The sequence below is a fragment of the Streptomyces collinus Tu 365 genome (assembly GCF_000444875.1).
In the GTDB taxonomy this organism is placed as follows: Bacteria; Actinomycetota; Actinomycetes; order Streptomycetales; family Streptomycetaceae; genus Streptomyces; species Streptomyces collinus_A.
In genome coordinates, this window is sequence record NC_021985.1 from 4,822,108 (window position 1) to 4,844,569 (window position 22,462).

Here is a 22,462-nt window from a genome sequence, read left to right on the forward strand (position 1 = left end):
CCCCGCTCAGGCCTTCAACTTGTAGCCGAAACCGCGGACCGTCTCGATCCGGTCCTGGCCGATCTTCTGCCGCAGCCGCTGCACATGGACGTCGACGACCCGGGTGTCGCCGCCCCAGCCGTAGTCCCACACCCGCTCCAGCAGCTTGTCGCGGGAGAGCACGGTGCCGGGCGCGCCGGAGAACTCCAGCAACAGCCGCATCTCGGTCGGGGTGAGCGCCACCGGCTGCCCGGCCCGGCGCACCTCCATGCCCTCGGTGTCGATCTCCAGGTCACCGAAGGTCAGCGTGCCGCCGGTCAGCGGGGCGGCGGGCTCCTCCGGGTGCGCGGCACCGCCGGCGTGGCCGAAGCGGCGCAGCACGGCGCGGATCCGGGCGACCAGCACGGCGCCGTCGAACGGCTTGGTCACGTAGTCGTCGGCGCCCGCCTCCAGGCCGAGGACGACGTCGATGGAGTCGGCGCGCGCCGACAGCATGATCACCGGCACGGTCGACTCGTCCCGGATGCGCCGGCACAGGCTGACCCCGTCCAGGCCCGGGACCATCACGTCCAGCAGGGCGATGTCCGGCCGGTCGGCCCGGAACGCCTCCAGCCCCGACAGGCCGTCGGGCATGGCCGTCACCGCGAAGCCGTCCCGCTCCAGGGCGAGCTGCGTGGCCTCGCGGATGACGTCGTCGTCCTCGACGAACAGGACATGGGTCTGGTCTGCCATCCCGCGCTCTCAGTCCTCGGTGATGTGTCGGTCAGTTGCCCGGCGTGGGCGTCGCATCCCCGCCGACGGAGTTGCTGTAGAACCTGTGGACGCCCTTGCCCTGCACGAACCGCCCCGCCGTCCACCGGTAGGGCGTCACGTCCTCGCCGGACGGGCTGGAGATGGGGTCGCCCTTCCGGTAGAACTGCTTGGTCACCGACAGGACGCCGTCCTCGATCTCCGCGTAGACCGGGGACTCCTCGCTCTTGAAGACATTCTTGTACGCGCCGTTGTCGTCCCGGTAGACGTACGAGCCGATGCCGACCGCGTCGGCACAGGTCAGCACGTTGACGACGACGTCGTCGACGGAGCCGCCGGTCAGCGCGCCGTAGGAGACGTCGACGGGGTAGTCGTCGCCGCTGCACGGCTTCAGCTCACGCTTGACGGTCGCCGAGACCGCCGGGTCGTGCTTGACCAGCGCCACCGCGTCCACCCGCCGGTAGGAGTCGGAGGGGCTCGGCGCCGGTGAGGCGCCGGACCCGGCCACGGCGGAGGCGTGCGCCGGGCCCTCGTCCCGTGCGCCCGTGCCGCCGGTGCCGCAGGCCGCGACGAAAAGGGCGATGGCGGTGAGCGTGGCCACCGCCGCGATCACCGCCTGAGTACTGCCTCGGGCCTCACTGGGCCCGGCCCCGGTCAGGCCGCGCAACGCTCCCGCTCCTCACGCTCCAGCGCGCGTGCGTCCAGATCGCGGGCCTCCAGCTCCTCACGGAGCCGGGCGAGCGCCCGGTGCAGCGTGCTCTTGACCGTACCGGCCGACATGCCGAGGGCCGCGGCCGTCTCCTCAGTGGACATCTGCTCCCAGTGTCGCAGCACCACGACACTGCGCTGCTTGGGTGCGAGCACCTTCATGATGTCCATCAGCAGGGCCCGGTCGGCGTGCTGCTCGGTGGAGTCCTCCACGGACGCGTCCGGCAGCTGCTCGGTCGGGACCTCCTCCAGCTTGCGGGCGCGCCACCACTCGGTGCGCGTGTTGATCATGACGCGGCGCAGGTAGGCGTCGGCGAGCCGCTTGTCGGCGATGCCGTCCCAGCGGCCGTACGTGCGCACGAGCGCGGTCTGGAGCAGGTCCTGGGCGTCGACCGGGTCCGGCACCAGCCGGCGGGCACTGCGCAGCAGCGCGTCCTGCCGGGTCCGCACGTACTCCTCGAACTCGAGCACCTCGCCCTGCGCCATGATCAACCGCCTCCGTTCCCCGTGTCTCCGGCTCGTGTCCGGAGTCCCGCTCTTCCCGCTGTCCCGTGGTCTGCCGGGTACGGGAAAGAAACTACGGAGCGGTTGTCACGGGGCTGTGCGGAGCAGCCTTCGGCTAGCAGTCGGCTGTCCGTCGGTTGTGTAACGGAAGTAGGCTAGGGGTAAAGGGTGCGTGGCTTATTTCCCTTTAAGGGATGCTTTGTTAGGTGGGTCGGTCCGTAACGGAGCCTTCGCGGCACCGACTTGTCCGTACGTCAGCTCCGCCAGGTTCGTCAGGCTCTGTCGGCCGTCAGGTCAGGGGCAGCCGGTACAGGCCGCCGGGCAGCGGCTCCACCAGACCGTCCGTGACGAGTCCGTCGAGCGCGCGGGCGCGCTGCACCGGCTCGTGCCACACCCGGTCCAACGCCGCCTGCGGCACCGGCACGTGCGCCTCGCGCAGCACGGCCAGCAGCTTGCCGCGCACCTGCCGGTCCGTGCCGGCGTACGTCTGCCCGCGGCGCGGCGGCCCCTCGTGCTCCGGCTTGCCCGCGAGCCGCCAGGCGCACTGCGGGGCGATCGGGCAGCGCTGGCAGCCCTCGTTCTTCGCCGTGCACACCAGGGCGCCCAGCTCCATGGAGGCGGCGGCCCACCGGGCGGCCGTCCCCTCGTCCTCCGGCAGCAGGTCGCGGGCCAGCCGGCGCTCGGCCGCCGTGGTGGCGTTCGGCGGGTACTGCACACCCGTCACCGCCCGCGCCAGGACCCGGCGCACGTTGGTGTCCAGCACCGGGTGCCGCTGCCCGTACGCGAAGGAGGCCACCGCGGCCGCCGTGTACTCGCCGATGCCGGGCAGCGCCAGCAACTGGGCGTGGTCCGTCGGCACGTCGCCGCCGTGCCGCTCCGTTATGGCCACCGCGGCGCCGTGCAGCCGCAGGGCGCGACGCGGGTAGCCGAGCCGGCCCCAGGCGCGCACCGCCTCACCGGGCGCCTCCTCGGCGAGGTCGGCGGGGCGCGGCCAGCGGCTCAGCCACTGCTCGTAGACGGGCTGGACGCGGCTCACGGGGGTCTGCTGGAGCATGAACTCGCTGACCATCACACCCCAGGGGCCCGCCTCCGGGCGGCGCCAGGGGAGGTCGCGGGCGTGTGCGTCGAACCAGGAGATCACGGGGGTGTGGAGCTTCTCAGTCATGGCCCTTCCGATCCTGCCACGGCTCGGGCGGGCGTGGTCGGCGTCGGCGCGATTGCGGAGCGTCGCATCGGGTCGCGCTGTGTGAAGCTCCCTCTGCTTCAGGGCAGTTGCCGGAATGATGATCCGGAAAAGTTGCGTGCCGGGCGGCGGGTGGCGCCAGCAAGGGCGCTGATCTCTCGTACAGTTTGGGCCGTGGGATCTCTGCGCAATCCGGTCGGGCCGCTTCCCTCCTCCATCTACTGGCGACGGAGGGCCGTACTGCTGTCCATGTTGGCGGTGTTGGCCCTGGTGATCGTCTGGATCGTGGTGTCCGGCGGCGGGGGCGGCAAGAAGAACGCCGACGGGTCGAACGGCAAGGGTCCCGTGTCCACGATCACGCCGGGGCCCACCCCGTCGGGGTCGGCGATCAGCCAACACCCGGGCGGGCGCGACGATTCGAGTGGCGGCGCCGGCTCCGGTGGCAGCGGCTCGGGCGGCAGCGGCTCCGGGTCGGACGGCGGCTCGGGCTCCGACGGCAAGGGCGGCTCCGGCTCCGCCGGGTCCTCCGGTTCGGCGGGCGGCCCGGGTTCGGGTGCGGGCGGCGGTCCCGTGGTCGCGGCCGACGCGCTGCCGGCCTCCTCCTCGCTGCCCGGCTGCACCGCCGGAGCGGTCACCTTGAGCCTGCGCAGCGTGCACAACTCGTACTCGCCGGACCAGACGCCGACGTTCGAACTCACCGTGAAGAACGCCTCGTCCACCGACTGCAAGGTCGATCTCGGGCCCGAGAAGGCGGTGCTGACCATCACGCCGGCGGACGGCGGCGACGACTACTGGTCCTCGGCCGACTGCCCCAAGGGCGCCGTGAGCCTGGTGTTCCGGGTGCCCGCCGGGCAGAGCATCACGTACGCCGTGAAGTGGGACCGCAAGCCGAGCGCCGCGCACTGCGCGACGCCCCCGGCCGGGTCGGCGAAGCCGGGGACCTACCTGCTGGAGGCGAAGGCACCGGGCTTCGGCAAGACCCAGGCCTCGTTCGTGCTGGCGGAGGACTAGACCGGCGGCGGTTCCCCGCGGAGGGCGGGCGGCCGCACCCCGGCCGGCCGCCGCCGCGGCTCAGACGTAGCGCTCCAGGATGGAGGACTCGGCCAGGCGGGACAGGCCCTCGCGCACGCTCCGCGCCCGGGCCTCGCCGACGCCGTCGACGGCCTGGAGGTCGTCCACACTGGCGGCGAGCAGCTTCTGCAGACCGCCGAAGTGCTCCACCAGCCGGTCGATGATCGCGCCCGGCAGCCGCGGCACCTTCGCCAGCAGCCGGAAGCCGCGCGGGGAGACCGCCGAGTCCAGGGTCTCGGGAGAGCCCGTGTAGCCCAGCGCCCGGGCCACCGTGCCCATTTCGAGCAGTTCCGCGTGGCTGAGGGCGTCCAGCTCGAACAGCGCCTCCTCGACGGTGCGGGAGCGCTTCGCGGTGGGCTCGGGCACGTAGTCCCGGACGACCAGCTCGCGGTCGGGCTCCACCCCGGCGATCAGCTCCTCCAGCTGGAGGGCCAGGAGACGGCCGTCGGTGCCCAGTTCGACCACGTACTCGGCGATCTCGGTGGCGATGCGCCGGACCATCTCCAGGCGCTGGGCCACCGCGGAGACGTCCCGGACCGTCACCAGGTCCTCGATCTCCAGCGCCGACAGCGTGCCCGCGACCTCGTCCAGCCGGAGCTTGTAGCGCTCCAGGGTGGCCAGCGCCTGGTTCGCGCGGGACAGGATCGCCGCCGAGTCCTCCAGCACCCGGCGCTGCCCGTCGACGTACAGCGCGATCAGCCGCATGGACTGGGAGACGGAGACCACCGGGAAGCCGACCTGCTTGGAGACCCGGTCCGCCGTACGGTGCCGGGTGCCGGTCTCCTCCGTCGGGATCGTGGGGTCCGGGACCAGCTGCACGCCGGCCCGCAGGATCTTCGACAGGTCGGAGGAGAGCACGATGCCGCCGTCCAGCTTGCACAGCTCCCGCAGCCGCGTCGCCGCGAACTCCACGTCCAGGACGAAGCCGCCCGTGCACATGGCCTCGACGGTCTTGTCGGAACCGAGGACGATCAGCCCGCCGGTGTTGCCGCGCAGGATCCGCTCCAGGCCGTCACGCAGGGGCGTGCCGGGCGCCACGGCGCTCAGAGAGGCGCGCATCAGGCGATCGGAGCCGGCACTCCCACCGGATTTTCCGGGAGCTGCTGCCCGGTCGTTGGCTGCCACTGCACTCCTCCGGTCGCAGGTTGTGGGCGCTGCCGTCGTGCGCACTCTGTTCGTACGGACGGGCGAGACCTGGGCAAAGTCTACCGGCGGTCCTCCGCCTCCCGTGGGGCCTCTCGGCGACGGGAGCGCGGCAGCACCCGCAGCGCGTCCCCCATGTCGGCGACTTCCAGCACCTTCATACCGGCCGGGACCTTGCCCGGATCGCCCGGCACCAGCGCGTGCGTGAAGCCCAGCCGGTGCGCCTCGGCGAGCCTGCGCTGCACGCCCGTGACCCGTCTCACCTCGCCGGCCAGGCCCACCTCGCCGATCGCGACGAGGTTCTTGGGCAGCGGGGTGTCACTGGCGGCCGAGGCGAGGGCGAGGGCGATCGCCAGGTCCGCGGCCGGTTCGGACAGCTTCACGCCGCCGACCGTCGCGGAGTAGATGTCCCGCTTGCCGAGCGCGCTGATCCTCCCGCGCTGCTCCAGCACCGCCAGCATCATCGACACCCGGGAGGTCTCCAGGCCCGAGGTGGTCCGGCGCGGGGAGGGGATCTGGGAGTCCACGGTCAGCGCCTGCACCTCGGCCACCAGCGGGCGGCGGCCCTCCAGGGTGACGGTCAGGCAGGTGCCGGGCACCGGCTCGGCACGCCGGGTCAGGAACAGGCCGCTGGGGTCGGCCAGGCCCGTGATGCCCTCGTCGTGCAGCTCGAAGCAGCCGACCTCGTCCGTGGCGCCGTAGCGGTTCTTCACACCGCGCACCAGGCGCAGCCGGGCGTGCCGGTCGCCCTCGAAGTGCAGCACGACGTCCACCAGGTGCTCCAGCAGCCGGGGGCCCGCGATCGCGCCGTCCTTGGTGACGTGGCCCACCAGGAGCGTCGACATCCCGCGCTCCTTGGAGGCGCGGATCAGCGCCCCCGCCACCTCGCGGACCTGGGCCATGCCGCCCGGCGCTCCGTCGATCTCCGGGGAGGCCACCGTCTGCACCGAGTCGAGGATCAGCAGGGACGGCTTCACCGCGTCCAAGTGGCCGAGGACGGCCGCGAGATCCGTCTCGGCGGCCAGGTACAGGTGGTCGTCCAGGGCGTGGATGCGGTCGGCGCGCATCCGGACCTGGCTCGCCGACTCCTCGCCGGTCACGTAGAGGGTCGGGTGCTCCTCGCTCGCCGACTTGGCCGCCACGTCCAGCAGCAGGGTGGACTTGCCGACGCCGGGCTCGCCGGCGAGCAGTACGACCGCGCCGGGGACCAGGCCGCCGCCGAGCACCCGGTCCAGCTCCGGCACGCCGGTGGAGCGGGCGGTGGCCTGCCGGCCGTCGACCTGCCCGATGGGCAGCGCGGAGGAGGTGACCCGGCCCGGTGCCGTGGTGCGGACCGCGGGCGCGCCGTACTCCTCGACCGTGCCCCAGGCCTGGCACTCGGGGCAGCGGCCGAGCCACTTGGCCGTCTGCCAGCCGCACTCGGTGCAGCGGTAGGACGGTCGGTCCTTGGTGGTCTTGGTACGGGCAGCCATGCGGAAACCGTAGCCCGGAGCACTGACAGAGCCCGCCCGGGGCGCATGTGGGTGGTCCGGTATCGGCCACCATCCACGGAGATCGCGCCACGGAATGAAAGGTTCCTGTCCCCTTATGAGGGATCGTTTCACCCGTACGGATTAAAAGTGCTCAAGGTGCCCGAAGGGACACTCCGCCGCCGCCTACGGTCGCACAGGTGATGAGCAGCAGTTCTCGGACCACGACCCGCACCACCGGCGCACACCGGGCGCACCGGGAGGCGCGCGACCGCGCCGCCGCGCGCACGCTCGCCCAGCGGCCGCCGGCGCGCTACGAGCCGTACCTGGACGGACTGTTCACCTACTGTCTGTCGGTGCTCTGCGACCACGACGCGGCCACCACCGCCCTCGGCGACGTCCTGGCGCTGGCCGAGCGGCGCGGGCAGCGCGTCCCGCAGGCCGCCGACGACCGCAGGGCCTGGCTGTACGCGCTGGCCCGCTGGGCGTGCCTGCGCGGGCTCGCCGAGGCCAAGCAGAAACGTCAGGCCACCCACGCGGCCGGCCGTCCGGCGGCCACGAAGCAGGCGTCCCAGCCGGCCGTCCCCGCCGAGGTCGAGGAGCAGCGGCGGCGCGAACTGGCCCTGCTCGCCTGGCCGGAGGCGGCGGGCACCACCCCCGAGCAGCGCGAGGCCCTGGAGCTGGCCGTCCGCCACCACCTGGCCGCCCATGAGGTCGCCGCCGTCCTCGGCATGGAGCCCGCCGCCGCGCGCGAGCTGCTGTCCGCCGCCGCCTGCGAGGTCGAGCGCACCCGCGCGGCGCTCGCCGTGGTCGAGGCCGGTGGCTGCCCGAGCGTGGCCCATCTCACCGGGGACAGCCGGCTGGTCCTCAGCACGGCCCTGCGCCGCGAGCTGGTCCGGCACGTCGACGACTGCCCGCGCTGCCGCCGTACCGCCGAACGCGCCGTGCCCGGCCGCTGGCCCGGGGCCACGGTCACCCCGGCCGAGCTGCCCGTCCTGGAGGCGCCGCGCGCCGCCCTGCACGCCGCCCTCGCGCACCACGCACGCGCGCGGGGCGCGGCCGCGCCCCGCTTCGACCGGCGCGGCTTCCCGATGGACCCCAAGGACCACGCCGCCCGCCGGGACCGCCTGCGCGCGCGTGCCGTCACCACCACGGTCGTCGCCACCGTCGTCGCGGCCCCCGTGATCGCCCTGTGGGCCGCCTACCGGGCCACCCCGGTCGGCGACGAGGACGGCCGCTCGGCCACCGCGCGCGAGGCGCAGGGACCCGACGCGCTCGGCGGCGACACCGCGGGCGGCTACGAGAACGCGGGCAACGCCAGCGTGAAGCCGGGCGGCCCGGGCAGATCCGGCGGCCCGGACGTCTCCGTCGAGGTCGTCAGCGTCGGCGGGGGCGACCACAAGGGCGCCGGCCGGCTCACGGTCGGCGCGAGCAACGACGGCGACACCACGCTGATCACCCTCACCGCGTCCGGTGCGGGACCGGTCCGCTGGTCCGCGTCCACCTCGGCGGACTGGCTCTACCTGAGCCAGTCCGCGGGAACCCTCGACCCCGGCGACGCGTTGACGATCAAGGTGTACGTCGACCACCTGCGCGAGCCGTCCGGCCACTGGCACGCCCAGGTGGCCGTCGCACCGGCCGGCGCCGTCGTCACCATCGACGGCTACGGCACCGCCCCGCGCGGCCCCTCGGCCCCGCCGTCGACGTCAGGCCCCGGCCCGACGTCCGCGCCCTCGGCCCCCTCCGACCCGCCGGCCGGCCAGTCCCCGTCCCCGAGCGACCCGGGCTCCAGCCCCAGCCCCACGGAGTCCGCCCCGTCCGACCCGCCGAGCTCCTCGCCGCCGCCCGCCGACGACGGCAGCCCGAGCCCCTCGGACGGACAGTGACGCCCGAGGGACGAAGACGGGCCCGGGCCCCGGCGCGAAGCCGGTCCTGGGCCGTGTCCTAGGCGCCAGGCGCCGGGTCCGCCGGGTGCGGTGCCACCAGCGGGAGCTGCGAAGCGAGCCGCTGCTCGCACAGCTCGACCAGCCGGTCGTAGCCCGCCTTGCCCATCAGCTCGGTCAGCTCGGGCCGGTAGGAGACGTACACCGGCTCGCCCGCGCCGTGCGCCGAGGTCGCCGACGTGCACCACCAGTGCAGGTCGTGGCCGCCCGGGCCCCAGCCCCGCCGGTCGTACTCGCCGATCGACACCTGCAGCACGCGCGTGTCGTCCGGCCGGTCGATCCAGTCGTACGTCCGCCGGATCGGCAGCTGCCAGCACACGTCGGGCTTGGTCTCCAGCGGCTCGCGGCCCTCCTTCAGGGCCAGGATGTGCAGCGAGCAGCCCGCGCCGCCCGCGAAACCGGGGCGGTTCTGGAAGACGCACGAGCCCTGGAAGGGCCGGGTCTGCCGGGAACCCTCCTCGTCCTCGGAGACCCAGCCGTTGCGGGTGCCCTCGGCGTGGTTCTGCCAGATGTCCGGTGTGAGCCGTGCGACGTGCTCGGCGACGCGCTTCTCGTCGTCCTCGTCGGAGAAGTGGGCGCCCAGCGAGCAGCACCCGTCGGCCGCACGGCCCGGCTGGATGCCCTGGCAGCCGCTGCCGAAGATGCAGTTCCAGCGAGAGGTCAGCCATGTCAGATCGCAGCGGAAGACCTGCTCGTCGTCCGCCGGATCAGGGAACTCCACCCACGCGCGCGCGAAGTCGAGCCCCTGCTCGTCGCTCGCCCCCGGCGCCTCGACGGACGGGGCCTTGCGGCCCGCCTTGCCCGTCTTGTCCGCCTTCGCAGCTTTTCCGTAGTTCGCCTTTTTCGTCTTTGGCACGCGTCCAGGGTAAGTGGCCGGGGCCCGCAGCGGGGACCGGGAAAAGCGAATCTGGCAGTAGCGTTCCGTACATGAGACTCGGTGTCCTGGACGTGGGCTCGAACACGGTGCATCTGCTGGTGGTGGACGCCCACCCCGGCGCGCGCCCGCTGCCCGCGCATTCGCACAAGGCCGAACTGCGGCTCGCCCAGCTGCTCGACGACAGCGGTGCCATCGGCGACGACGGCATCGCCAAGCTGGTCGACGTCGTGCGGGAGGCGCTCCAGGCCGCCGAGGACAAGGGCGTCGAGGATCTCGTCCCGTTCGCCACCTCCGCCGTCCGGGAGGCGTCCAACGCCGACGACGTCCTCGCGCGCGTGGAGGCCGAGACCGGGGTGCGGCTCCAGGTCCTGACCGGCGAGGAGGAGGCCCGGCTCACCTTCCTGGCCGTGCGCCGCTGGTTCGGCTGGTCGGCCGGGAAGCTGCTCGTGCTGGACATCGGCGGCGGCTCCCTGGAGATCGCCTACGGCATCGACGAGGAGCCGGACGCCGCCGTCTCCCTGCCGCTCGGCGCCGGCCGCCTCACCGCCGGCTGGCTGCGGGGCGACCCGCCCGACGCCGAGAACGTCCGCGCCCTGCGCCGCCACGTCCGCGCGCAGATAGCCCGTTCGGTCGGCGAGTTCAGCCGCTTCGGCGCCCCCGACCACGTGGTGGGCACCTCCAAGACCTTCAGGCAGCTGGCCCGCATCGCCGGAGCCGCCCGCAGCGCCGAGGGCCTCTACGTCCAGCGCGAGCTCAAGCGCGAGTCCCTGGAGGCCTGGGTGCCGCGGCTGGCCGGCATGTCCGCCGAGCAGCGCTCCGAGCTGCCGGGGGTCTCGGACGGCCGGGCCGGCCAGCTCCTCGCCGGCGCGCTGGTGGCCGAGGGCGCGATGGACCTGTTCGGCGTCGAGTGCCTGGAGATCTGCCCGTGGGCGCTGCGCGAGGGCGTCATCCTCCGGCGCCTCGACCACATGGACGCCGACTGACGTACCCGGGGCGCGGAACCCGTCCCGCCGGGGCCGCGCCCGCCCGCATGGCAAACGTCACAACGGCGAAGAGGGACCCGACACCCTTCCCACTCGACCCTTTAAGGTGACGGACGTGGCAGAACCAAGGGACGTGACCGTCGCGCTGTCCACGGCCTCCGTCTATCCGGAGTCGACCGCGACGGCCTTCGAGATCGCCGCGCGCCTCGGCTACGACGGCGTAGAGGTCATGGTGTGGACCGATCCGGTCAGCCAGGACATCGAGGCGCTGCGCCGGCTGTCGGACTACCACGGCATCCCGATCCTGGCCGTCCACGCCCCCTGTCTGCTGATCACCCAGCGGGTCTGGTCCACCGACCCCTGGGTCAAGCTCCAGCGGGCCCGGGCGGCCGCCGAGAAGCTGGGCGCCCACACGGTCGTCGTCCACCCGCCCTTCCGCTGGCAGCGGCAGTACGCCCGCGACTTCGTCTCCGGGATCTGGCGGATGGCCGACGAGACCGACGTGCGGTTCGCCGTCGAGAACATGTACCCCTGGCGCTACCGCGACCGCGAGATGCTGGCGTACGCGCCCGACTGGGACGTCACCAGGGACGACTACCGGCACTTCACGATCGACCTCAGCCACACGGCGACGGCCCGCACGGACGCGCTCGACATGGTCGACCGCATGGGCGACCGCCTCGGGCACGTCCACCTCGCCGACGGCCGCGGCTCGGCCAAGGACGAGCACCTGGTCCCCGGCCGCGGCACCCAGCCCTGTGCCGAGCTGCTGGAGCGCCTCGGGCGGCGCGGCTTCGACGGGCACGTCGTCATCGAGGTCAACACCCGGCGGGCGATGTCCAGCGCCGAGCGCGAGGCCGACCTCGCCGAGGCCCTCGCCTTCACCCGCGCCCACCTGGCCGCCGCCGTGAAGGTGCCCCGGCGGTGACCGGCACCGCCGGAGCCCGCCGCCGCGGCCGCCCGCCGCGCACGGAGTCCGCCGACACCCGCGACCGCATCCTCGCGGCCGCCCGCGAGGTGTTCTCCGAACACGGCTACGAGAAGACCTCCGTACGCGGCATCGCCAAGGCCGCCGGGGTCGACGCCGCGCTCGTCCACCACTACTTCGGCACCAAGGAACAGATCTTCGAAGCGGCCGTCGCGGTGGCCTTCGCGCCGGCCCTGGACGCACCCGAGGCGCTGGCCGCCGGCCCCCTTGAGGAGGTGGGGGAGCGGCTCACCCGCTTCGTCTTCGGCGTGTGGGAGAACCCCACGACCCGCACGCCGCTCCTGGCGATCCTGCGCTCCGCCGTCAACAACGAGACCGCGGCCGCCGTCTTCCGCCGCCTCGTCTCCGCCCAGCTGCTGCGCCGCGTCGCCGCCCAGCTCGACCTGCCGGACGCGGAACTGCGGGCCGAGCTGGCGGCCGCGCAGCTGGTGGGCGCGGCCCTGATGCGGTACGTGATCAAGCTGGAGCCGCTGGCGTCGGCGGACCTGGAGTCGATCATCAGGCGGGTGACGCCGGTGGTGCAGGGGCATCTGACGCAGCCCTGACAGCCGCGCCCGTGGAACACACGTCCCGCATTCCGGACAACCTTGTCCAGTCCGTGGAGGGGCGGCGTACGCTCGTAGACAGTCAGTACCCACTGGCAGAAGGTCTTCGAAGGAGCGAGCGACGATGCCCGAGCTGAGGTCCCGCACAGTCACCCACGGCCGCAACATGGCGGGCGCCCGCGCCCTTATGCGCGCCTCCGGTGTACCCGGTGCGGACATCGGCCGGAAGCCCGTCATCGCCGTCGCCAACTCCTTCACCGAGTTCGTGCCGGGCCACACCCACCTCCAGCCGGTCGGCCGGATCGTCAGCGAGGCGATCAAGGAGGCGGGCGGCATCCCCCGCGAGTTCAACACGATCGCCGTGGACGACGGCATCGCGATGGGCCACGGCGGCATGCTGTACTCCCTGCCCTCCCGCGACCTGATCGCCGACTCGGTCGAGTACATGGTCGAGGCGCACTGCGCCGACGCCCTGGTCTGCATCTCCAACTGCGACAAGATCACCCCGGGCATGCTGATGGCGGCCCTGCGCCTGAACATCCCGACGGTCTTCGTCTCCGGCGGCCCCATGGAGTCCGGCCGGGCCACCCTCGTCGACGGCACGGTCCGCACCCTCGACCTGGTCGACGCGATCTCCGACGCCGTCAACGACAAGATCTCCGACGAGGACATCCTCCGCATCGAGGAGAACGCCTGCCCCACCTGCGGCAGCTGTTCCGGCATGTTCACCGCCAACTCGATGAACTGCCTCACCGAGGCCATCGGCCTCTCCCTGCCCGGCAACGGCTCGGTCCTCGCCACCCACACCGCCCGCCGCGCCCTGTACGAGAACGCGGCCCGCACGGTCATGGACCTCACCCGCCGCTACTACGAGCAGGACGACGACACCGTCCTGCCGCTCAACATCGCCACCTTCCAGGCCTTCGAGAACGCCATGGCCCTGGACATCGCGATGGGCGGCTCCACCAACACGATCCTGCACCTGCTGGCCGCCGCCCAGGAGGCGGGCGTCGCCTTCGGCCTGGAGGAGATCGACGCCGTCTCCCGCCGCGTCCCCTGCCTCGCCAAGGTCGCCCCCAACGTCGCGAAGAACCGCACGTACTACATGGAGGACGTGCACCGGGCCGGCGGCATCCCCGCCCTGCTCGGCGAGCTGCACCGCGCGGGCCTGCTCAACGAGGACGTGCACGCGGTCCACAGCCCCTCCCTCTCCGACTGGCTCAAGACCTGGGACGTCCGCGGCGGCTCCCCGTCCCCCGAGGCCGTCGAGCTGTGGCACGCGGCCCCCGGCTGCGTCCGCTCCGCCGAGGCCTTCTCCCAGTCCGAGCGCTGGGAGGCGCTGGACGACGACGCCGAGGGCGGCTGCATCCGCAGCGCCGAGCACGCCTACTCCAAGGACGGCGGCCTCGCCGTCCTGAGGGGGAACCTGGCCGTCGACGGCTGCGTGGTCAAGACGGCCGGCGTCGACGAGTCGATCTGGACCTTCGAGGGCCCGGCCGTGGTCTGCGAGTCCCAGGAGGAGGCCGTCCAGCGGATCCTCACCCAGGAGGTCAAGGACGGCGACGTCGTCGTCATCCGCTACGAGGGCCCCAAGGGCGGACCCGGCATGCAGGAGATGCTCTACCCGACCTCGTACCTGAAGGGCCGCGGCCTGGGCAAGACCTGCGCCCTGATCACCGACGGCCGCTTCTCCGGCGGCACCTCCGGCCTCTCCATCGGCCACGCCTCCCCCGAGGCGGCCTCCGGCGGCACCATCGCCCTGGTCCGGGACGGCGACCGCATCCGCATCGACATCCCCAACCGCGCGATCGAGCTGCTGGTCGACGAGGCGGAACTGAACCGCCGCGAAGAGGCCCTCGGCGGCGTGTACGCCCCGCGCGACCGCGACCGCAAGGTCTCCGCCGCGCTGCGTGCCTACGCGGCGATGGCGACCAGCGCGGACAAGGGCGCGGTGCGCGACGTGAGCCGACTGGGCTGACCGCACCCGCACGACCCGAAGGGGCCGCCTCCCTCGAGGCGGCCCCTTTCGTTCGTCACCAGGACGCCGGGTCCCGCCCGTCACGGGCGAAGACGGAGCCGTCGGGGGCGGTGGCGTAGACGTGGGGGCCGATGAGGAAGGGGGCGGGCAGGGTGCTGGCGACCTGCCCGCCGGCGGTGCCGAGCCGCGGGGACGTCTGCCCGAGCAGCCGGCCGTCACGGGACCCCACGGCGAGCAGGCGCCCGTCAGGGGCGCTGAAGTACACGTGCCCGGCGGTGGCGACGGGGAGGGAGCCGCGGCTCACGCCCGTCTCCAGGTGCCAGAGCCGCTTCCCGGTGTGCAGGTCCACGGCCTCCAGCAAGCCACCGGCGGCCAGCAGATAGACCTGGCCGCCGTGCACGGCGGCCTGAGGAGCCACCAGCGCGATCGGCAGGGGCACACGCCGCGTCGTCCGCGTGGCGGGTGAGTAACGGACCACCGCACCGGTGACCCCAGCGCCATCGTCGGACAGCATGACCAGCGATCCGTCCTCGCTGCCGACGGGCCGGAGCACCCCCCGCAGCCGGGCCGTCCAGCGAGCGGTCCCGGTGTGCGCGTCCAAGGCCGTGAACAGCGTGTACGCCCCGTCCGCCGAGGCGGTGGCCGCATGAACCAGCGGATCGCCGGGGAAGACGGCCAGGGTCGGTGTGTCACGGCCGGGCAGCCGGTGGTGCCACCGCTCCTTCCCCGACCTGCCGTCGAATCCCGTCACCACGCGGTCCGTGCCGGCGACGAGGACCATGCCGTCGGCGACGCGCAGTCCCGTGTTGGCGGGCAGCGCGCGCTGCCAGCGGGGTCTTCCGGATGCCGGGTCGAGGGCCACCACCCGCCGCCCTCCGTCCGTCGGCAGTACCAGCAGACCGCCGGCCGGCGCGGGCGGCCCGCTCGCTCGGTCCTCGGCGACCGTGCGCCGCCACAGGAGCGAGCCGTCCTTGGGATCGAGCGCGTAGGCCGTTCCCGAGCGAAGACACAGCAGCCGTCCGGCACCGTCCGCGCACCGCGGCATCCCGGGCTTCATCCCGCCCGGGTCGGCCTGCCAGGCCGCGCCCCCGGCCGCCGCCGCGGCGTGCGTGGCGGTCACCTCCGTGTAGGGACCGTCCCCACCGCTGCCCGGCCACAGCGATGCGGCGAGCGCGGCGCCCACGGCGAGTGCCAGCGCCCCGGCGGCCAGGACCGTGCGTCTGCCCGGGCGCCTGCGGGGTGCCGGCGCCGGTTCGTCGCGGGGAGGCCGCTGCTTCGGCGAGCCGTCGTCCGTGCGCTGCGCCGGTATGAACGCCTGGGTGTCGTACGAGGCGGCCACCGACCGCAGTTCCCGCATCAACTCGTCCGGCGTCGGCCGCTCCTCGGGCTCCTTGGCCAGGCAGCGCAGCACCAGCGGCGCCAGACTCTCCGGCACCCCGGTCAGGTCCGGCTCGTCGTGCACGACCTGATAGGCGACGACGTACGGGCTGTCGGAGTCGAACGGCCCGCGCCCGGTCGCCGCGTGCACCAGCACCGACCCGAGGGCGAAGATGTCCGCCGCCGGGCCCACCTCCCGCGGCCGCCGGAACTGCTCGGGCGCCATGAACGGCGGTGTGCCGATCAACTTCCCGGTCTCGGTCCGCAGTTCGCTGTCCTTCGGCCGGGAGATCCCGAAGTCGATGACCTTCGGCCCGTCCTCGGCGAGCAGCACGTTGCTCGGCTTGAGGTCCCGGTGCACCACCCCCACCCGGTGGATGTCGCGCAATGCCTCCGCGAGCCCGGCCATGAGCCGGCGCAACTGCGCGGGAGCCATAGGCCCGTTCCGCTTGACCTCTTCGGACAGGGTCGGGCCGGGAATGAACAGCGTGGCCATCCACGGCCGTTCGGCCTCGGGATCGGCGTCCACGACCGGCGCGGTGAAGGCGCCGCTCACCCTCCGGGCGGCGGCCACCTCCTGCCGGAACCGGCCTCTGAACTCGGGGTCCGCGGCGAATTCCGCGTGTACGACCTTCACCGCGAGCTTCAGGCCGGAGGTGCTGCGGGCGAGATGCACGACGCCCATGCCACCGGAGCCGAGGCACGACTCGAGGTGGTACTGGCCGGCGTACTCGGGAAGTTCCGCTTCCGCGCCCGCTCCGATGTTGCGCTGTGGCGCCATGGACCACCCCCGTGCTGTTCGTCCGCGCGCGCGACGCACGGAGCCTAGTCGATGACTCGTACGAGACAGAGGCGGCTTGCTAGCCTCCGCGTGCGAGTCGCGCACAGGTGTTCCGTGACGCGCTTCCAGGAGTCAGCGGTCCCCCTGGCATCGGTGGGGACAAGGGGGAGAGGTCTCATGTCCGTAGACGAAGCAGTCACCGGTCCCGGGGCGGGGGAGTCGCTCACGGCCGAGACGGCCGTGCGTACCTTCGCGGTGGCCCCGGGGGTCCGCCTCAACGTGCGCAACGGCCCCGGCACCGACTACAGCATCGTCCGTGTCCTGCCCGAGGGCTCCCGCGTCCCGATCTTCTGCCAGGCACCGGGCACGGCGGTGACGGGCCCGTACGGCACGTCGAAGATCTGGGACAACATCGACAACGGCGAGTTCGTCTCGGACGCCTACGTGCACACCGGCACCGACGGCTACGTCGCCTCCCGCTGCTCCTTCTGACCCCGCACCGGAGCCCGCCCCGGCCCGGAGCCATAATCGTCCCGTGAGCGACGAAACCGGCACCCCGGGCACACCGGCGGGCTCCCCGGGCGGCCCCCGCCCCGAGCCCCTGCGCTTCTTCGGCACGTCCTGGGTGGACCACGACCACGGGTACGCGGCCCGCCGGGCCGGCGTCGCGGCCGGGTCCCTCGCCGCTGCCGCCGCCTCCTGTCTGATCCTGCGCTTCGCCTACGAGGGCATCCGGATCGCCGACAGCGGTGCCTTCGTGACCGTGCTGGTCGTCGCGATGTTCGCCATCTGCAGCGCGCTCGCCTTCCGCAACACCTGGGAGGGGTTCGGCAAGCGCCACGACCCCCAGCGCCAGGCCACCCTGCGCGGCCTGCTCGCCATCGGCTTCGTCGGCTCGCTGCTCGCCTACTTCTTCCGCTCCCTCACCGAGGCCCCGGGCGAGAAGCTCCACCGCGAGGAGTACGACCGGGCCCGCGAGGAGTACACCCGTCGCACCTCCCGGCGCACCGGCAACCCGTCGAGGAAGAAGCGCCGCGGCTGAGGCCGGCGCGGGCGGTCAGCAGTACCGGCTCGTGACGGACGGCGGTCGCCTCCTTCGGCCCGGTCCCGCCCTGCGGCCCGAACTCCGCCATGTCGCGGCGAACTCGGGTCATGGCGACCGCGCTGCCCGGACCCGCGGCCCGATATCCGCTGTCGCCGGTGCGGCCGGTCCCGCGACGATGGCCGTATGACCACGACGCAGCCTCCCTCCCACGCCGCCCGAGCCCGTTCCTTCGACGACGCCGCGGCGCAGTACGCGGCGAACCGGCCCTCCTACCCGCCCGCCCTCCTCGACGCCGTCGAGGAACTGGCCGGACGGCCGCTGGCCGGGGCCCGGGTCGTGGACGTCGGTGCCGGCACCGGGATCGCGACCGCGCTGCTCCACGCCCGGGGCGCCGACGTCCTCGCGGTCGAGCCCGGCGCGGGCATGGCCGCCGAGTTCCGCCGCTCGCTGCCGGACGTCCCGGTCGTGCGGGGCAGCGGCGACGCGCTCCCCGTCGCCGACGGCCACGCCGACCTCGTCACCTACGCGCAGGCCTGGCACTGGACCGACACCGCCCGCTCGGTCCCGGAAGCGCTGCGCGTGCTGCGGCCCGGGGGCGCGCTGGCCCTGTGGTGGAACACCGACGCCCTCGACATCGAGTGGATCGCCGAGGCCGCCGACCGCAGCGGAAGGTTCTTCGGCGTGGACATCGCCGCCGAGAAGCGCAAGGCCGGGGACCGCCCCGAGCGCGCCGACCCGAGCGGCCGGCTCAGCTTCGCCCGCCGCGAGGTCCGCTGGAGCCGCCGCGTCCCGGTCGACACCCACCTCGCCAACATCGGCAGCCACTCGGCCTTCCTGGTCACGGCCGAGGAGCGCAGCCGCGCGTTCCTGGAGGAGGAGCGGAGCCATCTGCTGAAGGTGTTCCCCGACGGCGTCGTCGAGGAGACGTACGACGTGCTGCTGCTCGTCGCGACCAAGACCTGAACCTCCCCCTCTCTCTGCCCTCTCCTCTCTTCCTCGGCGGCGGCCCGGTTCTTTCCGGGCCGCCGCTCTCGTCTGCCACCGCACCTGCCCGCCCGCGACGGACGAACCCCTTGACGGCGCGGCCCGACGGGAACATTATTCATCGCATGATGAATTATCTGGCCGACCCACCCCACGCCACGGCACCCCACGCCGTCCACGCCGACGGCCTCACCGTCGTCCGTGGCGCCCGCACCGTCCTCCACCACCTCGACTTCACCGTCCCGCGCGGCCAGATCACCGGCCTGCTCGGCCCCTCCGGCTGCGGCAAGTCCACCCTCATGCGCTCCGTCGTCGGCACCCAGGCCAAGGTCACCGGCACCCTCGACGTCCTCGGCCGCCCCGCCGGACACCCCACCCTGCGCAGCCGGGTCGGCTACGTCACCCAGGCACCTTCCGTCTACGACGACCTGACCGTCCGTCAGAACCTCGACTACTTCGCGGCGATCCTCGAACCCCACCGCGCGCCCGCCGACCGCCGCCAGGACACCGAACGCGTCCTCGCCGAGGTCGACCTCACCAGCCGCGCCGACGCCCTCGCCGGCAACCTCTCCGGCGGCCAGCGCAACCGCGTCTCCCTCGCCGTCGCCCTCCTCGGCAGCCCCGAACTGCTCGTCCTCGACGAGCCCACCGTCGGCCTCGACCCCGTCCTGCGCCGCGACCTGTGGACCCTCTTCCACGACCTCGCCGCCCGGGGCGCCACCCTCCTCGTCTCCTCCCACGTCATGGACGAGGCCGAGCGCTGCCACCGCCTCCTCCTCATGCGCGACGGCCGGATCCTGGCCGACGGGACGCCCGACGCCCTGCGCACCCGAACCGGAACCGACACCGTCGAGGCCGCCTTCCTCCGCCTCGTGGACGAAGCGGCCGCCGCCGACCGCACCAAGGAGACGACCCGATGAGCACGACCGCCCCCACCACCCAGGCAGCCCCCACCCAGGCGGCCCCCGCCCGCGCCCTGAACGCAGGCCGCACCACCGCCACGGCCGCACGCGTCCTGCGTCAGCTCCGCCACGACCCGCGCACCATCGCGCTGCTGCTCCTCATCCCCTGCCTGATGCTGGTCCTGCTGCGCTACGTCTTCGACGCCAGCCCGCGCACCTTCGACAACATCGGCGCTTCGCTGCTCGGCGTCTTCCCGCTGATCACGATGTTCCTGGTGACCTCCATCGCCACCCTGCGCGAACGCACCTCGGGCACCCTCGAACGGCTGCTCGCCATGCCGCTGGGCAAGGCCGACCTCATCGCCGGCTACGCCCTCGCCTTCGGTGCCCTCGCCATCGTCCAGTCGGCCCTCGCCACCGGGCTCTCGGTCTGGCTCCTCGGCCTGGACGTCACCGGCTCGCCCTGGCTGCTCCTGCTCGTGGCGCTGCTCGACGCCCTGCTCGGCACGGCCCTCGGACTCTTCGTCTCGGCCTTCGCGGCCTCGGAATTCCAGGCGGTCCAGTTCATGCCCGCGGTGATCTTCCCCCAGCTCCTCCTGTGCGGCCTGTTCACTCCCCGCTCCGACATGCACCCCGTCCTGGAGGCCGTCTCCGACGTGCTGCCGATGTCGTACGCCGTCGACGGCATGAACGAGGTCCTCCACCACACGGACATGACGGCGACCTTCGTCCGCGACATCCTGATCGTCGCCGGCTGCGCCCTGCTCGTCCTGGGCCTCGGGGCGGCGACCCTGCGGCGGCGCACCGCCTGACGACCCGTCCGTGTTCCGCCTGCCGGACAACCACCCGGGCCCCGTGGAGCCGGTGCGAGGATGACTTCATGAGCCAGAAAGTCGCAGTCCTCGGCACCGGCAAGATCGGCGAAGCCCTGCTCAGCGGAATGATCCGCGGTGGCTGGAAGCCGGCCGACCTCCTGGTCACCGCCCGCCGTCCCGAACGCGCCGAGGAACTCCGCACCCGCCACGGAGTCACCCCGGTCGGCAACGCCGAGGCGGCCAAGACCGCCGACACCCTGATCCTCACGGTCAAGCCGCAGGACATGGGCGCCCTCCTGGACGAACTCGCCCCGCACGTCCCCGCCGGCCGGCTGGTGATCAGCGGAGCCGCCGGTATCCCCACCTCCTTCTTCGAGGAGCGCCTCGCCGCGGGCACCCCGGTCGTGCGCGTCATGACGAACACCCCCGCCCTCGTCGACGAGGCCATGTCCGTCATCTCCGCCGGAAGCCACGCCACCGACGACCACGTCGCCACCGCCGAGGAGATCTTCGGCGCCGTCGGCAAGACCCTCCGGGTCCCCGAGAGCCAGCAGGACGCCTGCACCGCCCTGTCAGGCTCCGGGCCGGCCTACTTCTTCTACCTGGTCGAAGCCATGACCGACGCCGGCATCCTGCTCGGCCTGCCCCGTGACAAGGCGCACGACCTCATCGTCCAGTCCGCCATCGGCGCCGCCGTGATGCTCCGGGACAGCGGCGAGCACCCCGTCAAGCTCCGGGAGAACGTCACCTCCCCGGCGGGCACGACGATCAACGCCATCCGCGAGCTGGAGAACCACGGGGTCCGCGCCGCACTCATCGCCGCTCTCGAAGCCGCCCGCGACCGCAGCCGCGAACTCGCCTCCGGCAAGAAGGACTGACACGGCCGACCGGCCGGTGGGCGGCGGGCCACCCCGCCGCCCCGTGTCCGGTGAGCCGCGCTAGTGAGCCGCTCTCAGCGCGGGCTCCGCCACGGGAGGCAGCAGCCCGATCGCCCGGTAGGCGCTGTCGACGGTCGGCCGGGCCGACGCCCGGGCCTTCTCCGCACCGATCCGCAACACCTCCTCCACGTACGCGGGTTCCGCGCACAGCTCCCTGTGCCTGGTCTGCACGGGCCTGAGGACCTCCACGACCGCCTCCGCGGTGTCCTTCTTCAACGCGCCGTACGAGTCGTAAACGGCCGCCAGTGACTCAGGGTTCCCGCCCGTGCACGCAGCGAGAATGTCCAGCAGGTTGGCGACCCCCGGCCGCCCCTCGCGGTCGTACTCCACATCCCGCCCGCTGTCGGTCACCGCGCGCATCACCTTCTTGCGCACCACGTCCGGCTCGTCCAGGAGATAGACGATCCCCGGCCCCGAGTCGTCCGACTTCCCCATCTTCGAGGTCGGATCCTGGAGGTTCATCACCCGTGCGGCCACCTCCGGACGGGTGGCTCTCGGCACCGTGAACGTGTGCCCGTACCGCTGGTTGAACCGCACCGCCAGATCCCGGGTCAGCTCCACGTGCTGCACCTGGTCGTCACCCACCGGCACCTCGTCCGCCCCGTAGGCCAGGATGTCCGCGGCCATCAGTACCGGATACGTCAGCAGGGACAGGCGCACGCTCCCGCCGCGCAGGCGCTCACGCGCGGCCTTCTCCTTGTACTGGATCATGCGGCGCATCTCGCCGTCCGTCGCCACGCACTCCAGCAGGTACGACAGCCGCGTGTGCTCGTCGACGTGGCTCTGCAGGAACACCGTGCACAGCTCGGGCTCCAGCCCCGACGCCAGCAGCAGCGTCGTCGCCTGCCGGCTGAGCCGGCGCACCCGCGCCGGATCGTGGTCCACGGTGAGCGCGTGCAGGTCGACGATGCAGAACAGCGCGTCCGACCGGTGCTGGTCCACCTCGGCCCAGCGCCGCATGGCACCGAGGTAGTTCCCCAGGGTCAGGTGTCCGGTCGGCTTGATCCCGCTGAAGACCCGCGTCATCTCTGTGTCTCCTCCTGGTCGAGGCCGCCGTCCCGGTCGGCCGGCTCCCGGAGTCCTGGAGGGAGATACGAGAACGGCCGCCGGGTCGGCGGCCGTTGGGTGCATACGTGAGAGCGGCCGCCGTCAGGCGGCCCACCACTGCTGGGTGCACGTACGCGTAGGCATGTCCCCAGCGTACGCCCGGGGAGGGGCCAGGGCAGCGAGTTGACACACCCCGGGCCGATCCGTACTGTTCTCCGGGTTGTCCGACGTGAGCGCCGACTCCGGTCGGTCCCCGGACAGCCATTCCGCAAGTACCCGTCACTCATCGACGCCTCGGTGTCGACTGCTTTGACGCGCGTATTTGCGAATGAGGAATCCGCGTTCGAAAGGGCGCCGCCCCGATTAGCTCGGGGCGCGGGAATCCGCTAAAGTCTCACTCGTCGGAACGGCCCAACAGCCGGGAAGACACCCCGCCGACCGGGAATCGGACG

The 22,462-nt window shown here is 73.0% G+C and carries 21 protein-coding genes; 12 read left to right on the top strand and 9 right to left on the bottom strand.

Annotation, left to right across the window (positions count from 1 at the left end):
- Positions 1 to 6 precede the first annotated feature (6 nt).
- From cseB to B446_RS20965, 4 genes are all read right to left on the bottom strand, one after another.
- Positions 7 to 711, bottom strand: a complete 705-nt coding sequence (gene cseB / locus B446_RS20950) for a two-component system response regulator CseB (RefSeq protein WP_020941442.1) — start codon at positions 709 to 711, stop codon at positions 7 to 9.
- A gap of 31 nt (positions 712 to 742) precedes the next feature.
- Positions 743 to 1,396, bottom strand: a complete 654-nt coding sequence (locus B446_RS20955; protein WP_234967968.1) for a hypothetical protein — start codon at positions 1,394 to 1,396, stop codon at positions 743 to 745.
- A complete protein-coding gene (locus B446_RS20960) occupies positions 1,384 to 1,923 on the bottom strand; it encodes a SigE family RNA polymerase sigma factor (protein ID WP_020941444.1) in 540 nt (179 codons plus the stop codon). Before B446_RS20960 ends, B446_RS20955 begins: the two co-directional genes overlap by 13 nt.
- Positions 1,924 to 2,230: 307 nt before the next feature.
- Positions 2,231 to 3,106 carry an A/G-specific adenine glycosylase gene (locus B446_RS20965; RefSeq protein ID WP_020941445.1) on the bottom strand — a complete coding sequence of 292 codons (876 nt, stop codon included), beginning with the start codon at positions 3,104 to 3,106 and terminating at the stop codon, positions 2,231 to 2,233.
- A 192-nt stretch (positions 3,107 to 3,298) separates the two neighbouring features.
- Here B446_RS20965 and B446_RS20970 point away from each other — a divergent pair, with 192 nt between their 5' ends.
- Positions 3,299 to 4,135 carry a hypothetical protein gene (locus B446_RS20970; protein ID WP_193384479.1) on the top strand — a complete coding sequence of 279 codons (837 nt, stop codon included), beginning with the start codon at positions 3,299 to 3,301 and terminating at the stop codon, positions 4,133 to 4,135.
- Positions 4,136 to 4,195: 60 nt separating this feature from the next.
- Here the strand turns inward: B446_RS20970 and disA are convergent, their stop codons facing one another.
- Together disA and radA are read right to left on the bottom strand one after the other, a co-directional pair.
- A complete protein-coding gene (gene disA / locus B446_RS20975; RefSeq protein ID WP_043476169.1) occupies positions 4,196 to 5,320 on the bottom strand; it encodes a DNA integrity scanning diadenylate cyclase DisA in 1,125 nt (374 codons plus the stop codon).
- A gap of 80 nt (positions 5,321 to 5,400) precedes the next feature.
- Positions 5,401 to 6,810 (bottom strand): DNA repair protein RadA, encoded by a 1,410-nt coding sequence (gene radA / locus B446_RS20980; RefSeq protein WP_020941448.1) that lies wholly within the window; start codon positions 6,808 to 6,810, stop codon positions 5,401 to 5,403.
- A 200-nt stretch (positions 6,811 to 7,010) separates the two neighbouring features.
- Here radA and B446_RS20985 point away from each other — a divergent pair, with 200 nt between their 5' ends.
- Positions 7,011 to 8,693, top strand: a complete 1,683-nt coding sequence (locus tag B446_RS20985; RefSeq protein WP_020941449.1) for a BACON domain-containing protein — start codon at positions 7,011 to 7,013, stop codon at positions 8,691 to 8,693.
- A gap of 58 nt (positions 8,694 to 8,751) precedes the next feature.
- On the opposite strand, the gene B446_RS20990 is transcribed toward B446_RS20985, so the two are convergent.
- Complete coding sequence (locus B446_RS20990; protein WP_020941450.1) at positions 8,752 to 9,606, bottom strand: hypothetical protein; 855 nt, start codon at positions 9,604 to 9,606, stop codon at positions 8,752 to 8,754.
- Between the two features lie 71 nt (positions 9,607 to 9,677).
- Between B446_RS20990 and B446_RS20995 the strand changes: the two genes are divergently transcribed.
- The 4 genes from B446_RS20995 (at position 9,678) to ilvD (ending at position 14,121) form a co-directional block, all read left to right on the top strand.
- Positions 9,678 to 10,610, top strand: a complete 933-nt coding sequence (locus tag B446_RS20995; RefSeq protein ID WP_020941451.1) for a Ppx/GppA phosphatase family protein — start codon at positions 9,678 to 9,680, stop codon at positions 10,608 to 10,610.
- 115 nt (positions 10,611 to 10,725) lie between these two features.
- A complete protein-coding gene (locus B446_RS21000; protein ID WP_043476175.1) occupies positions 10,726 to 11,538 on the top strand; it encodes a sugar phosphate isomerase/epimerase family protein in 813 nt (270 codons plus the stop codon).
- Positions 11,535 to 12,143: a TetR/AcrR family transcriptional regulator gene (locus tag B446_RS21005; protein ID WP_020941453.1), complete on the top strand. Its 609-nt coding sequence runs from the start codon at positions 11,535 to 11,537 to the stop codon at positions 12,141 to 12,143. Before B446_RS21000 ends, B446_RS21005 begins: the two co-directional genes overlap by 4 nt.
- A gap of 124 nt (positions 12,144 to 12,267) precedes the next feature.
- The gene (gene ilvD / locus B446_RS21010; protein WP_020941454.1) at positions 12,268 to 14,121 is read left to right on the top strand and encodes a dihydroxy-acid dehydratase; all 1,854 of its coding nucleotides are present in this window, start codon (positions 12,268 to 12,270) and stop codon (positions 14,119 to 14,121) included.
- Between the two features lie 55 nt (positions 14,122 to 14,176).
- Here ilvD and B446_RS21015 read toward each other — a convergent pair whose 3' ends face one another.
- Positions 14,177 to 16,279 carry a serine/threonine-protein kinase gene (locus tag B446_RS21015; RefSeq protein ID WP_020941455.1) on the bottom strand — a complete coding sequence of 701 codons (2,103 nt, stop codon included), beginning with the start codon at positions 16,277 to 16,279 and terminating at the stop codon, positions 14,177 to 14,179.
- A 177-nt stretch (positions 16,280 to 16,456) separates the two neighbouring features.
- On the opposite strand from B446_RS21015, the gene B446_RS21020 reads away from it, so the two are divergent.
- The 6 genes from B446_RS21020 (at position 16,457) to proC (ending at position 20,903) form a co-directional block, all read left to right on the top strand.
- Positions 16,457 to 16,771 carry an SH3 domain-containing protein gene (locus B446_RS21020; RefSeq protein WP_020941456.1) on the top strand — a complete coding sequence of 105 codons (315 nt, stop codon included), beginning with the start codon at positions 16,457 to 16,459 and terminating at the stop codon, positions 16,769 to 16,771.
- Positions 16,772 to 16,814: 43 nt separating this feature from the next.
- A complete protein-coding gene (locus tag B446_RS21025; protein WP_020941457.1) occupies positions 16,815 to 17,321 on the top strand; it encodes a hypothetical protein in 507 nt (168 codons plus the stop codon).
- Between the two features lie 186 nt (positions 17,322 to 17,507).
- Complete coding sequence (locus B446_RS21030; protein ID WP_020941458.1) at positions 17,508 to 18,287, top strand: class I SAM-dependent methyltransferase; 780 nt, start codon at positions 17,508 to 17,510, stop codon at positions 18,285 to 18,287.
- A 146-nt stretch (positions 18,288 to 18,433) separates the two neighbouring features.
- A complete protein-coding gene (locus B446_RS21035) occupies positions 18,434 to 19,228 on the top strand; it encodes an ABC transporter ATP-binding protein (RefSeq protein ID WP_020941459.1) in 795 nt (264 codons plus the stop codon).
- Positions 19,225 to 20,022 (top strand): ABC transporter permease, encoded by a 798-nt coding sequence (locus B446_RS21040; protein ID WP_020941460.1) that lies wholly within the window; start codon positions 19,225 to 19,227, stop codon positions 20,020 to 20,022. The genes B446_RS21035 and B446_RS21040 overlap by 4 nt, the downstream gene beginning before the upstream one ends.
- Before the next feature lie 68 nt (positions 20,023 to 20,090).
- Positions 20,091 to 20,903 carry a pyrroline-5-carboxylate reductase gene (gene proC / locus B446_RS21045; protein WP_020941461.1) on the top strand — a complete coding sequence of 271 codons (813 nt, stop codon included), beginning with the start codon at positions 20,091 to 20,093 and terminating at the stop codon, positions 20,901 to 20,903.
- Between the two features lie 60 nt (positions 20,904 to 20,963).
- Here the strand turns inward: proC and trpS are convergent, their stop codons facing one another.
- Positions 20,964 to 21,989 (bottom strand): tryptophan--tRNA ligase, encoded by a 1,026-nt coding sequence (gene trpS, locus B446_RS21050; RefSeq protein WP_020941462.1) that lies wholly within the window; start codon positions 21,987 to 21,989, stop codon positions 20,964 to 20,966.
- Between the last annotated feature and the right edge of the window lie 473 nt (positions 21,990 to 22,462).